This is a genomic window from Neorhizobium sp. R1-B (genome assembly GCF_004368875.1).
GTDB classification, from domain to species: domain Bacteria; phylum Pseudomonadota; class Alphaproteobacteria; order Rhizobiales; family Rhizobiaceae; genus Neorhizobium; species Neorhizobium huautlense.
In genome coordinates this window covers 36,184-52,817 of record NZ_SOEM01000027.1, presented here as the reverse complement: position 1 = coordinate 52,817, position 16,634 = coordinate 36,184, and the positions used below count along the sequence as shown (strand labels likewise).

16 protein-coding genes are annotated in these 16,634 nt (G+C 59.3%); 8 read left to right on the top strand and 8 right to left on the bottom strand.

All coding sequences use genetic code 11. The annotated features are described in order from the left end of the window. From EDE05_RS27060 to metF, 3 genes are all read left to right on the top strand, one after another. Nucleotides 1–188: hypothetical protein (locus tag EDE05_RS27060; protein WP_132413226.1), on the top strand; the 188-nt coding region annotated here is incomplete at its 5' end. 266 nt (nucleotides 189–454) lie between these two features. Continuing rightward, on the top strand, nucleotides 455–1,450 hold the full coding sequence (locus tag EDE05_RS23820; protein ID WP_112798546.1) for a metalloregulator ArsR/SmtB family transcription factor: 996 nt from the start codon (nucleotides 455–457) through the stop codon (nucleotides 1,448–1,450). 11 nt (nucleotides 1,451–1,461) lie between these two features. Then, on the top strand, nucleotides 1,462–2,349 hold the full coding sequence (metF, locus tag EDE05_RS23815; RefSeq protein ID WP_112798480.1) for a methylenetetrahydrofolate reductase [NAD(P)H]: 888 nt from the start codon (nucleotides 1,462–1,464) through the stop codon (nucleotides 2,347–2,349). A 371-nt stretch (nucleotides 2,350–2,720) separates the two neighbouring features. Here metF and EDE05_RS23810 read toward each other — a convergent pair whose 3' ends face one another. From EDE05_RS23810 to EDE05_RS23790, 5 genes are all read right to left on the bottom strand, one after another. Continuing rightward, nucleotides 2,721–3,686, bottom strand: coding sequence for a DMT family transporter (locus EDE05_RS23810; RefSeq protein WP_112798478.1), 966 nt, complete (start codon nucleotides 3,684–3,686; stop codon nucleotides 2,721–2,723). 84 nt (nucleotides 3,687–3,770) lie between these two features. Next, the gene (locus EDE05_RS23805) at nucleotides 3,771–4,973 is read right to left on the bottom strand and encodes a lytic murein transglycosylase (RefSeq protein ID WP_132413224.1); all 1,203 of its coding nucleotides are present in this window, start codon (nucleotides 4,971–4,973) and stop codon (nucleotides 3,771–3,773) included. 135 nt (nucleotides 4,974–5,108) lie between these two features. Then, the gene (locus tag EDE05_RS23800; protein WP_112798474.1) at nucleotides 5,109–5,897 is read right to left on the bottom strand and encodes a GH25 family lysozyme; all 789 of its coding nucleotides are present in this window, start codon (nucleotides 5,895–5,897) and stop codon (nucleotides 5,109–5,111) included. A gap of 140 nt (nucleotides 5,898–6,037) precedes the next feature. Further along, nucleotides 6,038–6,706 (bottom strand): class I SAM-dependent methyltransferase, encoded by a 669-nt coding sequence (locus EDE05_RS23795; RefSeq protein WP_112798472.1) that lies wholly within the window; start codon nucleotides 6,704–6,706, stop codon nucleotides 6,038–6,040. Next, on the bottom strand, nucleotides 6,706–7,953 hold the full coding sequence (locus EDE05_RS23790) for a DUF3419 family protein (RefSeq protein WP_112798470.1): 1,248 nt from the start codon (nucleotides 7,951–7,953) through the stop codon (nucleotides 6,706–6,708). Before EDE05_RS23790 ends, EDE05_RS23795 begins: the two co-directional genes overlap by 1 nt. A 170-nt stretch (nucleotides 7,954–8,123) precedes the next feature. Here EDE05_RS23790 and EDE05_RS23785 point away from each other — a divergent pair, with 170 nt between their 5' ends. Then, nucleotides 8,124–9,458, top strand: coding sequence for a serine hydrolase (locus tag EDE05_RS23785; protein WP_245505236.1), 1,335 nt, complete (start codon nucleotides 8,124–8,126; stop codon nucleotides 9,456–9,458). 17 nt (nucleotides 9,459–9,475) lie between these two features. Here the strand turns inward: EDE05_RS23785 and EDE05_RS23780 are convergent, their stop codons facing one another. The 3 genes from EDE05_RS23780 to EDE05_RS23770 form a co-directional block, all read right to left on the bottom strand. Beyond that, nucleotides 9,476–10,390, bottom strand: a complete 915-nt coding sequence (locus EDE05_RS23780; protein WP_245505235.1) for a lytic transglycosylase domain-containing protein — start codon at nucleotides 10,388–10,390, stop codon at nucleotides 9,476–9,478. Nucleotides 10,391–10,664: 274 nt separating this feature from the next. Then, nucleotides 10,665–11,300, bottom strand: coding sequence for a hypothetical protein (locus EDE05_RS23775; protein ID WP_105370078.1), 636 nt, complete (start codon nucleotides 11,298–11,300; stop codon nucleotides 10,665–10,667). Between the two features lie 46 nt (nucleotides 11,301–11,346). Then, nucleotides 11,347–12,558, bottom strand: coding sequence for a pyrophosphate--fructose-6-phosphate 1-phosphotransferase (locus tag EDE05_RS23770; RefSeq protein ID WP_105370077.1), 1,212 nt, complete (start codon nucleotides 12,556–12,558; stop codon nucleotides 11,347–11,349). Nucleotides 12,559–12,972: 414 nt separating this feature from the next. Between EDE05_RS23770 and EDE05_RS23765 the strand changes: the two genes are divergently transcribed. From EDE05_RS23765 to EDE05_RS23750, 4 genes are all read left to right on the top strand, one after another. After that, nucleotides 12,973–13,716: a DnaJ family molecular chaperone gene (locus EDE05_RS23765; RefSeq protein ID WP_162712330.1), complete on the top strand. Its 744-nt coding sequence runs from the start codon at nucleotides 12,973–12,975 to the stop codon at nucleotides 13,714–13,716. After that, entirely contained in the window at nucleotides 13,713–14,480 is a 768-nt protein-coding gene (locus EDE05_RS23760; protein WP_112798468.1) for an N-acetylmuramoyl-L-alanine amidase, read from the top strand. The genes EDE05_RS23765 and EDE05_RS23760 overlap by 4 nt, the downstream gene beginning before the upstream one ends. Before the next feature lie 232 nt (nucleotides 14,481–14,712). Beyond that, nucleotides 14,713–15,357 (top strand): transglycosylase SLT domain-containing protein, encoded by a 645-nt coding sequence (locus EDE05_RS23755; protein ID WP_112798466.1) that lies wholly within the window; start codon nucleotides 14,713–14,715, stop codon nucleotides 15,355–15,357. Between the two features lie 66 nt (nucleotides 15,358–15,423). Then, entirely contained in the window at nucleotides 15,424–16,614 is a 1,191-nt protein-coding gene (locus tag EDE05_RS23750) for an FAD-dependent oxidoreductase (protein WP_112798464.1), read from the top strand. Nucleotides 16,615–16,634 lie beyond the last annotated feature (20 nt).

Sequence of the window (16,634 nt, the reverse complement as noted above, 5' to 3'; positions counted from 1 at the left end):
CTGACGACCTCAACTGCTCCAACCGCCCGGTGCGGACCCGCATGCCGGGTGGTGTGGGAGGGGCGGAGCCAATAGGCTCCCCCCTATCCCGATTGGAGCGGCAAAAAATACTCCTATCTCAATTCGGCGTCACCATCGCGGAGGCCGTTAAGCTGGTCAGCGATACGGGTGGGGAATTGCCGCATTGAGTAGTTTGTCCAGAGCGTGACGGCCCATATGAGCGCCATCGGGATGCAGCGCAGGAGCTCCTGGTAGGCTTGACCCAACACGGTCGTCAACCACCTGGCGTCAGTCGACGCAGCAGAACGCCTCCATTGTGTTTTTCTGGAACAGGCGGCCTGTCGGCCGCCTTTCTTTTTGCAGTGGAGGCGATGGGACGCGTTTCTCGCTTGCGTCGAGCCAGAAAATCACATAAACATATCTTTATATGTTGATTGGATGGGATGCTGCTTCGATGGGTCTCGCGCTCGATACATTGGTAGATGTGCTCAAAACGGCAGGCGAGCCCACTCGCTTCCGCCTGCTCGCACTACTGGCAGAGGGCGATCTTACGGTCACCGATCTCACGGATATCCTCGGGCAATCGCAGCCGCGGATTTCGCGGCACCTCAAGCTCCTCACCGAAGAGTCGCTGATCGACCGCTATCAGGAGGGAGCCTGGGCTTATTTTCGTCTGAGACAGGAAGGCAAGGCCGCCGCTCTGGTCCGTACGCTGCTGGCTGCCGCTTCGGAGGAGGATCCGGTCCTGTTGCGCGACAGCGAGCGGCTTTTGGCAGTCAAGCGCCTGAGGGCCGAACGGGCGCAGGCTTATTTCAGCCGCAACGCGTCGGAATGGGACGAACTGCGGCGACTGCATGTGAGTGATGCAGCGGTCGAAGCGGCACTGCTGAAGCTCATCGGCAAGACGCCAATCGATGCGCTGCTCGATCTTGGGACGGGTACGGGCTGGATATTGCAGCTTCTGTCCGATTTTTATCGCCGAGCTGTCGGCATCGACGCAAGCCGTGACATGCTCGCTGTGGCACGCGCCAATCTCGACAAGGCCGGCATCACCAAGGCCTCCGTCCGGCACGGCGACATCCTGAACCTGCCGTTGGAAGGCCAGGACTTCGATCTGATCACGATCCATCAGGTGCTGCACTTCCTCGATCAGCCGGAACTGGCCATCGCGGAGGCTGCCAGGGTGCTGCGCCCCGGCGGCCGGATCATCATCGTCGATCTGGCGCCCCACAAGCTTGACTATCTGCGCGAGGATCATGCGCATATCCGGCTTGGTTTCTCTCACCAGGTCATGGCCGAGTGGCTGGACAAGGTGTGGCTCGAAGTGGAGGAGGCGATCGATCTCGGCTCCGGCAAGGAAGGCGCACTTACGGCGACAGTCTGGCTCGCACGAGACCGCAGGCTGTTGATCGCTTCCCACGCACCCGCAGAAACCCAAAACGCCTCATAAGGGAACTGACCATGACTGCCAATCGCGAACCCTTCAGCGTTTCTTTCGAATTCTTTCCGCCGAAGTCGGACGAGATGGAGGCCCAGCTGTGGGAAGCCGTGGAGCAGCTTGCGGGTTGGGCGCCGGAATTCGTGTCCATGACCTATGGCGCAGGCGGTTCGACGAAGGAGCCGACGCTTGCAGCGGTAACACGGATGATCGGCGAGGCGAGACTTCCGACAGCGGCGCATCTGACCTGCGTGGATGCTTCGCGCGAGGAAACGCGCTCGGTCATCGAAGCATATCGGGCCGCCGGAGTTCGCCGCATCGTTGCTCTTCGGGGCGATCCGGCAACCGGCATCGGAACCGCTTACCTTCCCCATCCCGAGGGGTATGCACAGACGGCAGATCTGGTGCGGGCTCTAATGGAATATGGGGATTTCGACGTGTCGGTGTCGGCTTATCCGGAAAAGCACCCGGAGAGCGCTGATCTCGCGGCGGATATCGAGGCCCTGAAAGCCAAGGCGGATGCGGGCGCCTCGCGGGCCCTCAGCCAATTCTTCTTCGATAACGACATTTTCGAACGGTATCTGGAAAAGGTGCAGGGGGCGGGCGTTTCCATCCCCGTAGTACCGGGCATCATGCCGATCCAGAACCTTACCCAGCTCAAGCGTTTCGCCCGTCGTTGCGGCGCCTCTGTGCCAGCTTTCCTCGATGCCCGGTTCGAAGGGCTTGATGAGAAGCCGGAGGATCGCGCCAAGGTGGCGGCTGACGTTGCCGCAGAACAGATGGAAGATCTGAGCCGTCGCGGCATCCACGAGTTCCACATCTATACCATGAACCGCGCGCCGCTCGTTTCGGCCGTGCTGGAGCGGCTCGGCCGCCGGCAGATTGCCAGTCCTCGCACTGTCGCGGCCTGAATGAAAAACGCATGCTTCTACGAGAGGAGCATGCGTTCTAATTGAAGTGCTGATATCAAACGGTCATGGATGCAAAATTATGACCGGGTAGTGGGATCTGTAGCGTTCAGATGAACAGCATAGATGCCACGAACACGAACGCTACACCGACTACCAGGACATTCAGAGAGTATGTACGTCCCATGTCTGCCTCCTTGCGTTGACCGTTAAAGTCTATGTCGGTTTTGTGTCGATTGGAAAGCAGATTCTATGCTGCACCGCCGCTGCCCGAACCTCGCTTCACGACCTTAAATCTGTCATATTGCTGAATTTGCTCAATAAATTTGTTGTTAATCTTAATTGTCGCACCCTTAAAAAGTGGTGTATGAGTGTTACTGAGCGTCATATTCCGTGAGAGCTGCGCTTCTTTTTGACACTTTGCGAAGCCATTTGCTGCAGTAGCGAAGAAGCCGTCCGTCGAGCAGGACGAGGCCGAACCCGATCAGCAGCATGCCGGCGATGTCCGGCGCCTCCAGCCGCTCGCCGAGAAACAAGGCGCCCAGCAGAATGGCGCTTGGAGGCACAATGAGCGTCACCAGCGATGCATTGGTGGCGCCTGCCGTAGCCAGGATACGGAAGAAAAGCATATAGGCAAACGCCGTCGAGATCAGTGCCAGCGCCAGGATCGCCGCCACAGCCTGCATGGAAGGCGCCGGCAATGTCCAAGGCTGGTCAAGGAGTATTGAAACGGGCAGCATCATCAGTGTCGAGGCAGTCAGTTGGCCGGTGGCGGAAACCGGAGCGGGAAGGCTGCGGAAACGTTTGCCGTAGGTTCCGGCTACCCCATAGGACATTGCTGCGGCCACCGGCAGAACCAGAGCCCAGAGCGGAGCAGATGCCGCTGTTGTGATGCTCGGCCCGATCAGAACAACCGTGCCGGCGAGGCCGGCGAGACAGCCGGCGATTTTGCCTGCCGTCAGTTTTTCGTCCGGCGTCCAACGATTGGCAATCAGGACTGTCCAGATCGGTGTCGTTGCATTGAGGATCGACGCAAGGCCTGCCCCGATCTCGGTCTGGCCGAAGAAGATCAGCGTATGGGGCAGGGCATTGTTGACGAAGCCCATGACCACGAAGGAGCGCCAGTGAGCGGCCAAGGACTGATAGAGGCCAAATCGGCCGTGGAGATAGATGTGGAGCGCAAGCGCTGCCAGGAATAGACGCAGGAAGACCAAAGTGAAGGGCGGCACTTCCAGCACGGCAATGCGCGCAAAAAAGAACGAGCCGCCCCAGATCAAGCCCAGCAGCAGAAGAAGCGCCCAGACAACTGCATTGGGCTTCGAAACGGTGGCGGTCGTCATGGAATTTTCCTTCACATCGGAAGCAGGAATATAGCCAGGACGAGCCGACCGCCACCCGAATCTTGAGCAGTGGGATTGCAGGCCTTAGAGTGCCGAAAGCAGCCCCTGGGTCGGCCACCCGTCTGCCGGCAGTCCCAAGCGGGCCTGTTCCTTCTGAACCGCCATGCGGGTGCCGGAACCCAAGATGCCGTCGACCTTTCCGACATCGTGGCCGAGCGATTGCAACTTCGCCTGCAATGCCTTCATACCGGAATCATCGAGGCCGGGTTCAGGCGTTCCCTTCAGATAGGGCGGAGCGCCGGACAGGCGGGTGGCGAAGTAGGCCGCCGATGTCGTGTATATGAAGGACTGGTTCCACTCGAGATAAATGCGGAAATTGGGATAGGTGAGTAAGGCTGGCCCCTTTCGTCCCTGCGGCAGGACAAGAGCCGCCGGCAGATCGCCGAAGCTCGTATTGCCGTCGCGCGGTGTGACACCCATCTTGAACCATTCGCCAGCGGGAATCTCGTTGCCGAGGCCCGATTTCCCCCAGGGCAGGTTCTCAGCCAGCGTTACTTCCTGAACCCACGGCTGGCCTGCCTTGAAACCAAGGCTCTGGATGAATTTGGCGGCAGTCAGGATCGCATCGGCGGCGCTGTTCTTCACGTTGACATGGCCATCGCCATCGCCATCGACGCCAAACGCGATGATGTCCTCAGGCAGCATCTGAACCTGGCCGATCTCACCCGCCCAAGCACCGGTATTGGTCGCGGGATCCAGGTCTCCGTGCTGCACCATCTCGATGAGTGCGATAAGCTGCGGACGGAAGAGTTCCGGGCGCCGGCAATCATGGGAGAGGGTCACCAGAGCGTTGCGGGTGTTGAAGTCGCCCTGAACCGCTCCGAAATCCGTTTCCATGGCCCAGAAGGCGGCAATGACGCCCGGAGCCACGCCGAATTCCAGCTCGGCGCGGGCGAAGACATCGGCATATTGCTTCAGCTTCTGGCGGCCGATATCGAGCCGCGCCTGACTGACGGTGCGTTGGGAAAAATCGAGGAAGGTTTGGCGGAAGACACCCTGGGCGCGATCGCGGGACAGTACTTTCTGGTCGATCTGCGCGTCGGCGAGAGCTCGATCGGCGGCATCGGCAGGGATACCCTTGGCGATCGCTTCGGCCTTCACGCCCTGAAGGAAGGTGGAGAGATCACCTCCGCACGTGGGGGCCGGCGTCTGAGCAAGGGCGGTGGAGGCAAGGCAGCCGGCGACAACGGATGCGAGCAAGAGGCGGCGGACAAAAACAGCGGACATTCGGCGTTCCCAATGTGAATAAGCACCGCCGCATGTGGACAAAATCGTGACGGAAATGGCGGCAGCGGCGTCGGGGCAGGTTCTACCGCAACTGCTCACATATTGCCAGATGTCGGAGTGCCGGCAGGTCGAGGTTTACTTGCTGACGGATGCGACCCAGTTGTTCCAGCTCTTCGCGGTGCCGGAAAATACGTTGATATCCGTCTGACCTTGGATGCCCGGCACGATGCCCGTTGAGGTGTATTGCCAGAAGGCCCAGCGGCGACCGGCATAAATTTCACCGGGATGTGCTGCGACCGACCGCACCCAAAAATGATAATCGTTGAAGGCTCCAACCAGGTTGTCCCGGTGGAAGTCGACGGAGGTGTAGATGATCGGACGCTTGCCGTAATGCCGTTCGATACGATCCATGAAGCGCTTCATAACGTCGCGCACGGTGGCAGGGTCAGGCTTCAGCTTGCAGGTCGGCGAGGCGTGGTTCCATTCCACGTCGAGCACCGGCGGCAGCTTCGTCGACTGCCTCGGCACATTGGCGATGAACCAATCGGCCTGCTCCTCCGGAGTCGAGCAGAAATAATAGAAGTGGTAAGGCGCGTGCGGAATACCGAATGCGGCGGCGTTGCGCCAATGCCGTTCGAATGCGGCGTCGACCCGATCTTTTCCTTCGGTCGCCTTGATGAAGGCGAATGCGACTCCGGAGCCCTTCACCTGAGCCCAATCGATATCCCCGTCGTTCCATTTGGAAAGGTCGATGCCATGGATTTCGTGGCGGCCGGGATGATATCTGCCGAAATCCTGCGGATCGTTATCCTTGAACCTCATCTGCTTGACCGACGAGGTCTCCACCAGATCGTAATCGGTCGATGTGCAGCCGGCGGCTGCGAGCATGACTGTCGCAAGAAACGTCAAAAGGAGCCGAGGCATGGAAGTCCCGTGTTGATGCCGACTAAAGCCTCTCGCCTCACGAATCTGCAACGAGGAGGCGTAAACGCGATGTCGTCATAACGTCGTAAAAAATCGGTTATGGCAAGAGGGCTGCCAGCCGCATGCGCAGCGATCGGATATCAGCCGCGGCGGCGGATCACCGCGTGCCACGCATAACCCCAGCCGATCTCTTCGAAGATCATGTCGGCGTCTGCTGCGGCAAGCCTGCTTTCCAGTACACCGTGCAGGTTCGCACGAGGCGTGACGTGGAAGCGCGTCAGCCAAGCCTTCAGCAGCCGTCCGAACCAGCCGGGCAAGCGTTCCTGCTGGCCGAAATCGACGATATGCAGCGAGCCGTTCGGGGCAAGCGCGGCCAAGGCCGCATCGACTGCACCTTCCCAGTTCGGGATCATCGAAAGCGCATAGGAAATCAGGATCCGGTCAAAGCCCGTCCTGCCGAACTCCTCCGCCTTGAAATTCGTGGCGTCCGCCACCTGGAAGTTCGGTGCAGCGGCTCTGCCGCGAAAATTCGCTCGGGCGCTTTCGAGCATCGCTGCGGAGATGTCCAAGCCATAGAGTTTGGCAGTCGGATAATGCCGGTGAGCGAGCAACAGATTGCGGCCCGTTCCGCATCCGACTTCCAGCAATGTCGCTCCCGGCGGGACGTTCAGTCCTTCTACCGCCCGATCACGACCGAAGAGGTAATATTTGCGCGTGGCGTCGTAGATGTGACGCTGATAGCGGTACATCCGATCCATCCGCTCTGCATGCTCGTCGGGAAGGGACGTGCTTGTCATATGCTGCGCCATCAGGCTTTTTTCACGTAGATATGGAAGCCGCCATAGATTGCGGACCGGTCCTGGAGGTTCAGTTCGGCCGATCGATCTTCCAGATAGGTCCACTGGTCCAGTAGCGCAGCCGCCAGCCGGCCATGAAACACGGTCTTTTCGGCCGCCGTGCGGAAGATCACGCGGGCTCCGGAAGCCGCCGTGCGGGTGATTTCCGTCCAGAGATCATTGAGCTGCTGATCCGTCATCCAGTCCTGAGCGTCGAGCAGGACGTAACGGTCCACGGAAGCCGCGGGCTTGCGCGCCAGAAGCTCGGTAAAGCTCGCGTGGTGGACCGTGACGCGATCGGCATTCTTGCGGATCATCTGAAAGTTTTCCGCCTTCAGATAAGTCGGCAGCGTACCCTCTTCCGCCTTTGGGTAGCGGCGTACGAAGGCTTGCCAGGCAAAGTAGTTGTCGCGCAACGGGAAATGGCAGGCAAGCTTTTCGAGTCGCTGGCGCAGCACCGGCGCGATCGATCCATCGGCGGCAAGACTTGCGAGCTCGTCATATTGCTGCGGCGGGATACCGAGACCGAAAAGCGAACTCTTGCGGCTGGTGATCCAGCGGATTAGGGGTTTTTCGAACAGAGGAGCGATCTTTTGGTCGAAGAACTGCCGCTGCTCGCGCAGGGAGCGGGCATTCGCCATTTCGGTAAGGTCGGTTCCGTGCAAGCGGGCGATCAGATGGCCGGCGCCGATGAAGCGGCCGAGCAGGCCAGTTCTGTAGATGTTGCGATTGAAGACGCCGATGCGGCGTCGGCCCGACAGGGACCGCTTCTCCCAATAGGCGCGTGTGGCGGTGTCGAGATGCGGGGCGACGAATTTGTCGTAGCTCGTGCTGTTGGAGCGAACGCCGTCCATTCCGAAGTGGCGTACTACATCGCCGTGGCCCGGCAAATGGCGGAAGGCGGCCAGTTTCAGGCGGTTCAAAGCGACGTGATGTGGATTAAGGTCTACCACGTCGATCTTCCTCGGCGCGCGGGACAGATAGGCGAGCATATTGCAGCCGCCGGAACCGATTGTAACGATCGAGTGCCCTTCGGCCAATTCCATAGCCGTCATGTCGACATCCGGATCTTCCCAGATCTGCGGATAAACCAGCCCGGAAAACAGCAGCCCGAAAAGCCTCTCTGAAAAACCCTGTCGAGAAAGTGCCTTGTGCTGCAGGAGCGCATCCTTGAGCTTCTTGTTTTTCCGAAAACCGGCTTCCTGAGCAATATCTGCCATAATCGAGTCCCGCCTAGTCCAGAGTTGCAGGGCGTGTAGCCCGATCGTGCAACAGATTGATGACGCGGCCTGTGCTGAACATCCAGAACGGGCCCTGCGCCAACAAAACTGCTTCCTTGGGGGCGAGAATCCTGATTGCATGCATGCGCAAAAGATGAGGGACCAAGCGATTGTTGATCAGGATTGCGAAGATTTGTTTTGGTGTCGTCCTGGTCAGTGTCGCCGGAGTTGCGGGCTGGCTTTACGTTATGCCGCCGGAACTGCTGAGGGTCGGAAGCGGCTATGCCGCCAAGATCGTCTGCTCGAACGTCTTCATCGCCGGGCGGGACGCTGACGTGGTGCTTGCGGTCGACGTCCAGGCGCCGGGCCATCCGCTGCTCAAGCTGATGCACGTGTCCGTCGATCGGACCGAAAGACGTGTCCATGCCGCGCTGCTCGGCATTTTTGCCGGCAATGATGCCGTCCATCGCGATGGCTTAGGGTGTACTGTCACTCCGAATGGGGAAACATTGCCGCGGGTGGAAACGGCATCGGCTATTCGGACGCCCGTCGATGAGACTGTCCTTTGGCCGGAGGGCGGAAAAATTGAATCCCATCCGGCAATTGCGCCTTTTCTTTCACGCGATGATCTCATTGGAGCCGGTATGCGGGCGGTGGTTGTCGTGAAGGGGGGGCGTATCGTAGGAGAGACCTATTCTGCCGGGTTTTCGAAGGACACGCCGCTTCTGGGGTGGTCTATGACCAAGACGGTCACTGCGGCAATCATCGGCACGATGATGCGGGACGGCCGGCTGTCGGCGGACGATAAAAGGCTCTTACCGCAATGGCAAAACGATCAGCGTGCCGACATCAGCCTCGGCGACCTTCTGGCGATGGAGAGCGGCCTGGCGTTCAACGAGAACTACGGCACGGTCGCGGACGTGACCCGGATGCTCTATCTTGAGAGCGATATGGCAAATTTTGCCGCGGATCAGCCGGCTGAGGCCGATCCGGGCACCCGCTTCAACTATTCCTCCGGCACAGGTGTGCTGCTTTCCCGGATATGGATGAGCCGGCTGGAAGAGAAAGCGGCGCTTGCCTATCCGCGAAAGGCGCTATTCGAACCGTTGGGAATGGCAAGCGCGGTATTGGAGGTCGATGCCACCGGTACTTTCGTCGGCAGCTCCTACATGTATGCGACTGCGTGGGACTGGGCGCGATTGGGACTGCTGCTGGTGCGGGACGGCGTCTGGAACGGTAACAGGATCCTGCCGGAAGGCTTCGTCGAAGCGATGCGCCAGCCGAACCGGACCTCGAACGGCCGCTATTCCAGGATGCAGACCTGGCTGCCGGTCGCCGGTAAGGGTCTGCCCGCCGATACATTCATCCTGGACGGCCATGACGGACAGAACGTCATCGTCATTCCATCGCTCGACCTTGTGGTCGTGCGGCTTGGCCTGACGCCGGAGCGCTATGATCCGTCGATGCTTGTTGCGGAGATCATAAAGGTGACGGCGGCGCCCTAAGGAGCCGCCAATTGCCGTTACTTCTCAAGCACGTGCAGCATGTCCTTGCGCTTGGCATCATAATAATAGCCGCGCGCGTAGAGCTTGATGGCATTATCGTTCTTGTTGTCGGCTACGAGCCAGGCACCGCGCAGATATTTGATCGCGTATTTCAGGTTTGTTTCAGCGTCGAGCAGACCCGAAGCGGGTCCTTCATAACCCATGGACTTGGCAGTCGAATATTTGATCTGCATGAGACCCCAATAGCCGTTTTTGTGATAGGCCTTGGGGTCGTATTTGCTTTCCCGATGTACGACGCGGTGCACCAGCGATTCCGGCACGCCGTACAGTCCCGCATAACGCTTGATGAGCTTGCTCAAATCCGCAGGTGCCGCAGCTGCGGTGGTTGGCAGGGGGTCGCCGGGTGCCGGGGGAAATTCCATCGCCGAAAGTGCGGCGACGGCCTTCGGTGGAGCGGCATAGGCAAGTGTCGACGTGTCCGGTCGCGGCGTGGGTACGACCGATTGCAGCGCCACCATATCCGGTGTCAGTTCGGGCTCGTCCAATGCAATCGCCTGGGCTGCTGCCGGCTGGATCCTGCCTTCTGAAACGGCGGGAGCTACGGCCGGTACGGCCAGCCGTCCGCCCTTGCTGGATGCGAGGATCGTCGAGGTTGCGGGAACGGTCGGGGCGGCGGGCGATGCTGCTGCCACAAGGGTCGAGGTGGTCTTGCCAGGTATCAACGCCGTCGCGGCGCTCGGGGCGGGTGCCAAGGCAACGAACGGCGCCATGGTTGCAGATGCCATCGCTACCGTCTGGACCGAGGCCGCTTCTGCGGCCATCGGAACAGGAACCGGAAGCCGCGACGTCTTGGCGAGAGCGACCGCCGGCTGTGCACCCGCGGCCTGTGCCTGCTGACCGACCGGCAGATCCGACTTGTACTGGACAGCCAACTGCCCATCCGCGGACGCAGTCTGAACCGCACCGGCTACAGCAGTATTTGTCGGGAATTGGCTCTGAGTCGCGGCAAGTTTGGGTTCCCGTTCAACACTCGAACAGGAAGCGAGAACCGAAGACATGGCGCAGGCCACGGCCGTTCCACGGCCGAGAAATCGGATTATCGCCATTGGGTTTCTTTCATGAATTTGGTTACCCCAGCCCGCCGAACCGCTACCGAATATGTGGTTTCATTAACCTATTGGGCAGCGTCCGACAAGACGGTGAGGCCTAGGCCGCAATCCGGCGATAACCGGCCGTGACCGCACGTCGCGATATGAATCGCGTCTGGGGCTTGCGTGAGGCTTGGTTGAGGTTTGCAGCATTGCGTTTCCGGCCGAGAACGCGGCGCGGCAGCAGCACGTGGACGGCGCCACCGATTATCATGCAGACGAGAAAGATTGCCTGCATTTCAAGAAGCTGAAGCAAAATTGGAGTTTGGAGATCGATGAACTGCGCAAGTATGGCGGCAAGCACGAGCGCGTAGCGAAGAGTGAATGCGGATTGACCGAAGAGGCAGCCGAAAATCCGCGCGCGACGACATTCCGGCAGGTTGTCGTTGTCGGCCATGGGGCCGGTGATTTTCGGATCCTGATAGGACCACAATATATAGAGCATCAGATAGCCAAGGCCGATCCAGGAAATCGTTTCCATCAGCCGCGGGGCATAAAGAGCCGCAATTGCGACCGGCACGCTCGCCAGCAGCAGGGCCGTCGTCAACCCAAGCGCCAGGCCGGGCAGGGTGGCGACCGCGGTACGGCGGCCACGCTGGAGAGAGAAGCTGGCAGTAAGACAAGCAAGAGGGCTCGGGAGAAGGACGAAAAAAATCGCGGTCGCGGCAAAAGCGAGCCAGATATCAGCCGTCATTCCACTTCCTCCCGAACGCCCCCAGGCGCTCGTCAATCGTCTTGTATCAAGCAGCTTCGAAGGGTTGACCGATATGGTCCATCACTTCGCCGAACCATTTTGCCGTCAGATCGAAATGTTTTCCACCCTTGATTCTCGGGAATTCGATCGTCCGCAGTTTTCCGTTCTGGTCTTCGTCATGACCGGTCACGCCCGAGACCTTGTTCAGGGCACTTTCTACCGCCAGATCGACCATGCCTTTGATCAGCATCAAATCAGCGGCGTTGGCAGCGGCCGAACGTGCAAAATAACCGGATTTCTGCACCATGGAGCGGTCGGCGCCAAGAAGTGCTGCGAACTGCTTCTGAAACCAGTTGCCGACATTGATCGTGTCGATCTTCACGTGACCGAAGGCGTCACGCTTGACCGTCTCGCCGGCGGCTTCCCGCTCGGCGACGATCGCGTCCAAACAGGCTCCTTCAGAAACGAAAAGGGTCACGAAACCGCGTTTGTCCATCACGTCCTTCAGCCGGGCGGCTTCCTTGTCGATGTCAAAGGCCATTTCAGGAAGATAGATGCCATCGATGTTTTTCAACTCCGAGTTCATCATCAGGCCTTCGACATATTCATTGTCCTTGGTCTTCTGGATATAGGCCCGTGCAGTGGCGGCGGTAAGCCAGCCGCAATGACGCCCCATCACTTCGTGGATCACAAGTGTGCGAGGAGCGGCGCTCTGTTCGTTCGAGACGTGGTCAAAGAAATGCGCCCCCACCTCCGCGGCCGTCCAGGCGCCGAGCGATTGTCGGATCGGCACGACGTCGTTGTCGACCGTCTTCGGCAACCCGACCACCGTCAGATTATAGCCGTTCGCACCGAGATAGGCGGCGAGGTCTGCTGCGGTGGTGTTGGTATCGTCCCCGCCGATGGTGTGCAGGATGGTGATGCCATCGGAGGCAAGGCGCTCGGCGGCGACCCTGAGAGGATTTTCTCCTTCCTTGACGAGGCCGCGCTTCACGCAGTCGGCGGCGTTTGTCAGCTTGACGCGGCTGTTGCCGATTGGCGAGCCGCCATAGCGATGCAACAGATGCGCCTTCTCCCGCATATCGGCCGTGATGCCGATGCGGTCGCCCAGGAGTACGCCCTGGTATCCGGAGCGGTAGGCAATCATCTCGATCTCCGGCGCGATATCGTTATAACGCTCGATCAGTCCGCCCACGGCAGACGAGAGGCAGGGCGCAAGGCCTCCGGCGGTCAGCATCGCTACTTTCTGTTTGGCCATCGATCCTCCTTGACGCGTACACTCGCGTTCAGTTCAAAACCGCTCGAATGGATGCGACAGAGATGGTCACCTGTAAAGTGAATTTCTCAAGAAAATCCGGCCTTTCGGCTGAATATGACGGCAAGCGGCGATATAATCGTTTCAACTGAGAGAACCCTCGCGGGGGTTGGCTGTGGAAAAGCAAAACATGGAGAAAGTCCGCAGCATCCGTACCCGCGATGCCGTTGCAGCCCGATCACGGGGTCATGAAATGGCTCTTGGGATCACCGGCTGACGATCCGGTCGATTGGTCTCGCAGACTTGGTAATGCCGCTGTGAACGGCAGTGATTGTTCGGAAAACATGAACATAGTTTAATCTGAGATGGACCGTCCGCTGCCTTGCAATCATTGGGATAATCTGGTCCATTGGGGTCATGATATTCGATTTCGCCTGCTTCCAAATCTCCTCCCTCTGGGAACGGCTCCTCGGCGCCATCGGCGACGCGGCCGGCAGCGCGCTGGGCCGTATGGTGGAGGCCGTCCGGACGGTCTTCGAGGGCGATCCGGAAACCCGCCGACAGGTTTCCTTCTCGGTGGCCATCATTGCTCTGTCTGCCAAGATGGCCAAGGCCGACGGGATCGTGACCGAGGCCGAGGTGAGGGCTTTTCAGCAGATCTTCGATTTTCCGGATGAAGAGGCGCGGAACGTAGCGCGGCTTTATAATCTGGCGCGCCAGGACGTTGCCGGTTACGAAGCCTATGCGCTGAAGCTCGCCGGTCTCTGCAGTTCCGGTGTCGCAAAGAATTGCCCAATGCTGGAGAACGTGGTCGACGGCCTCTTCCACATCGCCAAGGCAGACGGCCTCGTGCACGAAGACGAATTGGTCTTCCTCGGGCGCATCGCCGAGATATTCCAAATCGACGAGGCGCATTTCCGCCGCATCATGGCGCGTCACGTGCATCTCGATGGAGCGGATCCTTACCTTGTTCTCGGGGTTTCACCGGAGGACGATTTCTCCGAGATCCGCAAGCAATATCGACTGCTGGTTTCCGAACATCATCCGGATCGGCTTATCGCGCGGGGCGTTCCTGTCGCCCTCCATGCTGCGGCCAACGAGCGGATGGCTGCCTTGAATGCGGCTTACGCAGCGATTTCGAAAGAGCGCCGCGCTGCATGACGGTTTTTGCCGCCGATTATCCCGGCGCCTCGGTGAACCCTTCTCCCAATCAGGGCGATCGTGCAAACGGGCGCAAGCCCGACATGATCATTCTGCACTACACGGGCATGCCCAGCGCCGATCAGGCGCTCTCCTGGCTCTGCAATGAGGAGAGCCAGGTTTCCAGCCATTATTTCGTCCATGAAGACGGGCGGATCGTCCAGCTCGTGCCGGAAGGGCGACGCGCCTGGCACGCCGGAAAGAGCTCCTGGGCCGGCGAAAGCGACATCAATTCCTGTTCGATCGGAATAGAGATCGCAAATCCCGGACATCCCGGCGGGCTTCCCGATTTTCCGGATGCACAGATCAAGTCGGTCGCCGATTTGTGTCTCAATTGTGGCAAAAGATGGAAAATTCCGCCCGAAAGGGTGCTTGGCCACTCGGACGTAGCGCCGATCCGCAAGGTCGACCCGGGCGAAAATTTCCCCTGGGAAAGATTGCATCTTGACGGGGTGGGGCACTGGATAAACCCAACGCAAATCAGCGGAGGGCGCTTCTTTCAGTACGGAGAGAGCGGCCAACCCGTCGAAGCTCTTCAATCCATGCTCTCTCTCTATGGGTATGCCATTGAAACTACGGGAGGCTTTTGTGATCGGACAAAAGGCGTCGTTGAGGCCTTTCAGCGACATTTCAGACCTCAGCTCGTTGACGGCATCGCTGATTTTTCAACAATCGACACCCTGCATCGGCTGCTGGCCGCATTGCCGAAATACCGCCGCTGTTAGTCGCGGTGGTTGGGGCGCAATGGGCGCGTTTCAGCAAAAATATTGCGCTGCCACATCATCTCCTCATTAGGTCTTTCTAAAGGACAGGTTAACGCAGCCACCATGTTGGACGGGGGTTGCAGAGATAAACGATAGGTCATCGTGAAGCACCGCGCCGTCTATCCGGCGACGCGGTGAGGGTGTCTGCGTATTGACGCCGGCGAGCCTATTAGTCCGGAGAGAATCTAACTGAATGAAAAAACTGGCTGTTATAGCCGCGGCGGGCCTGGCCATGGTCGTCGCGGGAAGCGAATTCGTGCGCGCTGAAGACGCCGAGAAGGTTACCGTCTACACCAAACCGCTCATTGTTCCTTGGGAAACGCGCGAGACGGGCTTTGCTGCACCTACCGACGTGGCAAAGCGGATAGTCAGACAGCTCCACTATTCCAAGATAATTGAGAAATATGCCGGCGAGTATGGTGTTCCGGTTGAACTGGCCAATGCCGTCGTGCAGATCGAAAGCAATTTCCGTCCAACCGTAAAGGGCAGGGCCGGCGAGATCGGCCTCATGCAAATCAAACCTGCAACGGCCAGGTTGATGGGATACGAGGGGCCGAGCTACGGTCTTTACGACCCTGAGACGAACATTCGCTATGGAATGAAATACCTTGCCGGAGCGCATGAGCGCGGCGGCGGCAGGATCTGCGGCACGATCCTGAAATACAATGCAGGCCACGCTGCCAAGCGCATGAACCCGGTCTCCAAGCGCTATTGCGATAAAGTGCTCGCCGTCATCGACGCTACCAAGCAGCCGACCGGCCAGCCGCAGATAGCCGATACTGCGGAATTCGATTTCGCATCGAACGTCATCCGGACGACAACACCTCTGGTATTTTGATTCCGGAAACGGCTAGAAGTGCCTTCAGGAACAGGCATTTCAGTCGAAGGAATCAAAGGGCAGAGCATGTCGGGGCGGTTTAAATACATAGTTGTCGGGAAGGGCATGATGGGCGCTGCGGCTGCCCGTTACCTCTCGAAATGGACCGATGGCGTCGCGCTGATCGGTCCGGGTGAGCCGGCGGACTATGGGCGCCATGAGGGCGTCTTCGCCAGCCACTACGACGAGGCGCGCATTACCAGGACGATCGATCGCGATCCGGTCTGGGCGCGCCTCGCCAACCGCTCCATTGCCCGGTACAGGGAAATTTCGGCGGAGAGCGGGATCGACTTCTATTCGGAGTGCGGATGTTTGATTGTGGGACCCGCCCGCACTAGCGGTCTGTCCTATGTCGCCAAGGTCCTTGATGCTGCGGGAAAGCTTGGTGTTACTACCGAAATATCCGGGGATGCCGATCTCGGCGACCGTTTTCCGTTCTTTGCCTTTCCGTCCGGTAGCGAGGGTGTCTGGGAGCCGAAAAACGCCGGCTATGTGAACCCGCGCCGCTTGGTCAAAGCCCAGGCCGAACTTGCGGAACGGCAGGGCGCCGCAATCATTCCGGAAACCGTTTCCTCCATCCAGCAGGCCGGCGATGCGGTGACGGTGACGACGGCCGAAGGCAATACCTATCAAGGCGAAAAGGTCCTTGTCGCTGCCGGCGGATTTTCCATAAATGAGAATCTCCTGCCGCGGCGGTTTCATCTGGACGTCTATGCTCGAACCGTTGCCTTCTACGAGATCGATGAAGCAGCCCTGAATGCCCTGGGCAACGTTCCGTCGCTGATCTGGAAATGGGACGAGGCCGATGACGGGATTTATCTTCTGCCGCCGGTGCGTTATCCCGACGGCAAGGTCTATTTGAAAATCGGCGGCGATCCGGATGATCTGCCGTTGCCGACCGAGCCGGACGTGCGCGCCTGGTTTCGTTCCGGCGGCCGCGAGAGCACCCACCGATATCTGACCGAGGTCATCCACCGGCTGATGCCGTCGCTCGATATTTCCCGCACGTCGAAGGCGGCTTGCGTAACCTCCTTTACCCCGACCGGCTATCCTGCGATCGCCATGACGGAATCGGATTGTATCGGGATCTTGAGCGGCGGATGCGGCGCTGCTGCCAAGAGTTCGGATGAAATCGGCAGGCTTGGTGCAGAGCTCATTTTCCATGGTCGGATTATCGACGAAAGCTATCCGACAGATTTCGCGGCGAGCTACCTGTAAACTCTGGTATTCGACGCCTA

Excerpts from the sequence above, each read along its gene's own strand:
- EDE05_RS23790 (WP_112798470.1), bottom strand. The coding sequence starts at position 7,953 with ATGGCAGATATTGCTCAGGAAGCCGGTTTTCGGAAAAACAAGAAGCTC.
- EDE05_RS23800 (WP_112798474.1), bottom strand. The coding sequence starts at position 5,897 with ATGCCTCGGCTCCTTTTGACGTTTCTTGCGACAGTCATGCTCGCAGCC.
- EDE05_RS23805 (WP_132413224.1), bottom strand. The coding sequence starts at position 4,973 with ATGTCCGCTGTTTTTGTCCGCCGCCTCTTGCTCGCATCCGTTGTCGCC.
- EDE05_RS23810 (WP_112798478.1), bottom strand. The coding sequence starts at position 3,686 with ATGACGACCGCCACCGTTTCGAAGCCCAATGCAGTTGTCTGGGCGCTT.
- EDE05_RS23795 (WP_112798472.1), bottom strand. The coding sequence starts at position 6,706 with ATGGCGCAGCATATGACAAGCACGTCCCTTCCCGACGAGCATGCAGAG.
- metF (WP_112798480.1), top strand. The coding sequence starts at position 1,462 with ATGACTGCCAATCGCGAACCCTTCAGCGTTTCTTTCGAATTCTTTCCG.
- EDE05_RS23775 (WP_105370078.1), bottom strand. The coding sequence starts at position 11,300 with ATGACGGCTGATATCTGGCTCGCTTTTGCCGCGACCGCGATTTTTTTC.
- EDE05_RS23755 (WP_112798466.1), top strand. The coding sequence starts at position 14,713 with ATGAAAAAACTGGCTGTTATAGCCGCGGCGGGCCTGGCCATGGTCGTC.
- EDE05_RS23750 (WP_112798464.1), top strand. The coding sequence starts at position 15,424 with ATGTCGGGGCGGTTTAAATACATAGTTGTCGGGAAGGGCATGATGGGC.
- EDE05_RS23760 (WP_112798468.1), top strand. The coding sequence starts at position 13,713 with ATGACGGTTTTTGCCGCCGATTATCCCGGCGCCTCGGTGAACCCTTCT.
- EDE05_RS23770 (WP_105370077.1), bottom strand. The coding sequence starts at position 12,558 with ATGGCCAAACAGAAAGTAGCGATGCTGACCGCCGGAGGCCTTGCGCCC.
- EDE05_RS23765 (WP_162712330.1), top strand. The coding sequence starts at position 12,973 with ATGATATTCGATTTCGCCTGCTTCCAAATCTCCTCCCTCTGGGAACGG.
- EDE05_RS23820 (WP_112798546.1), top strand. The coding sequence starts at position 455 with ATGGGTCTCGCGCTCGATACATTGGTAGATGTGCTCAAAACGGCAGGC.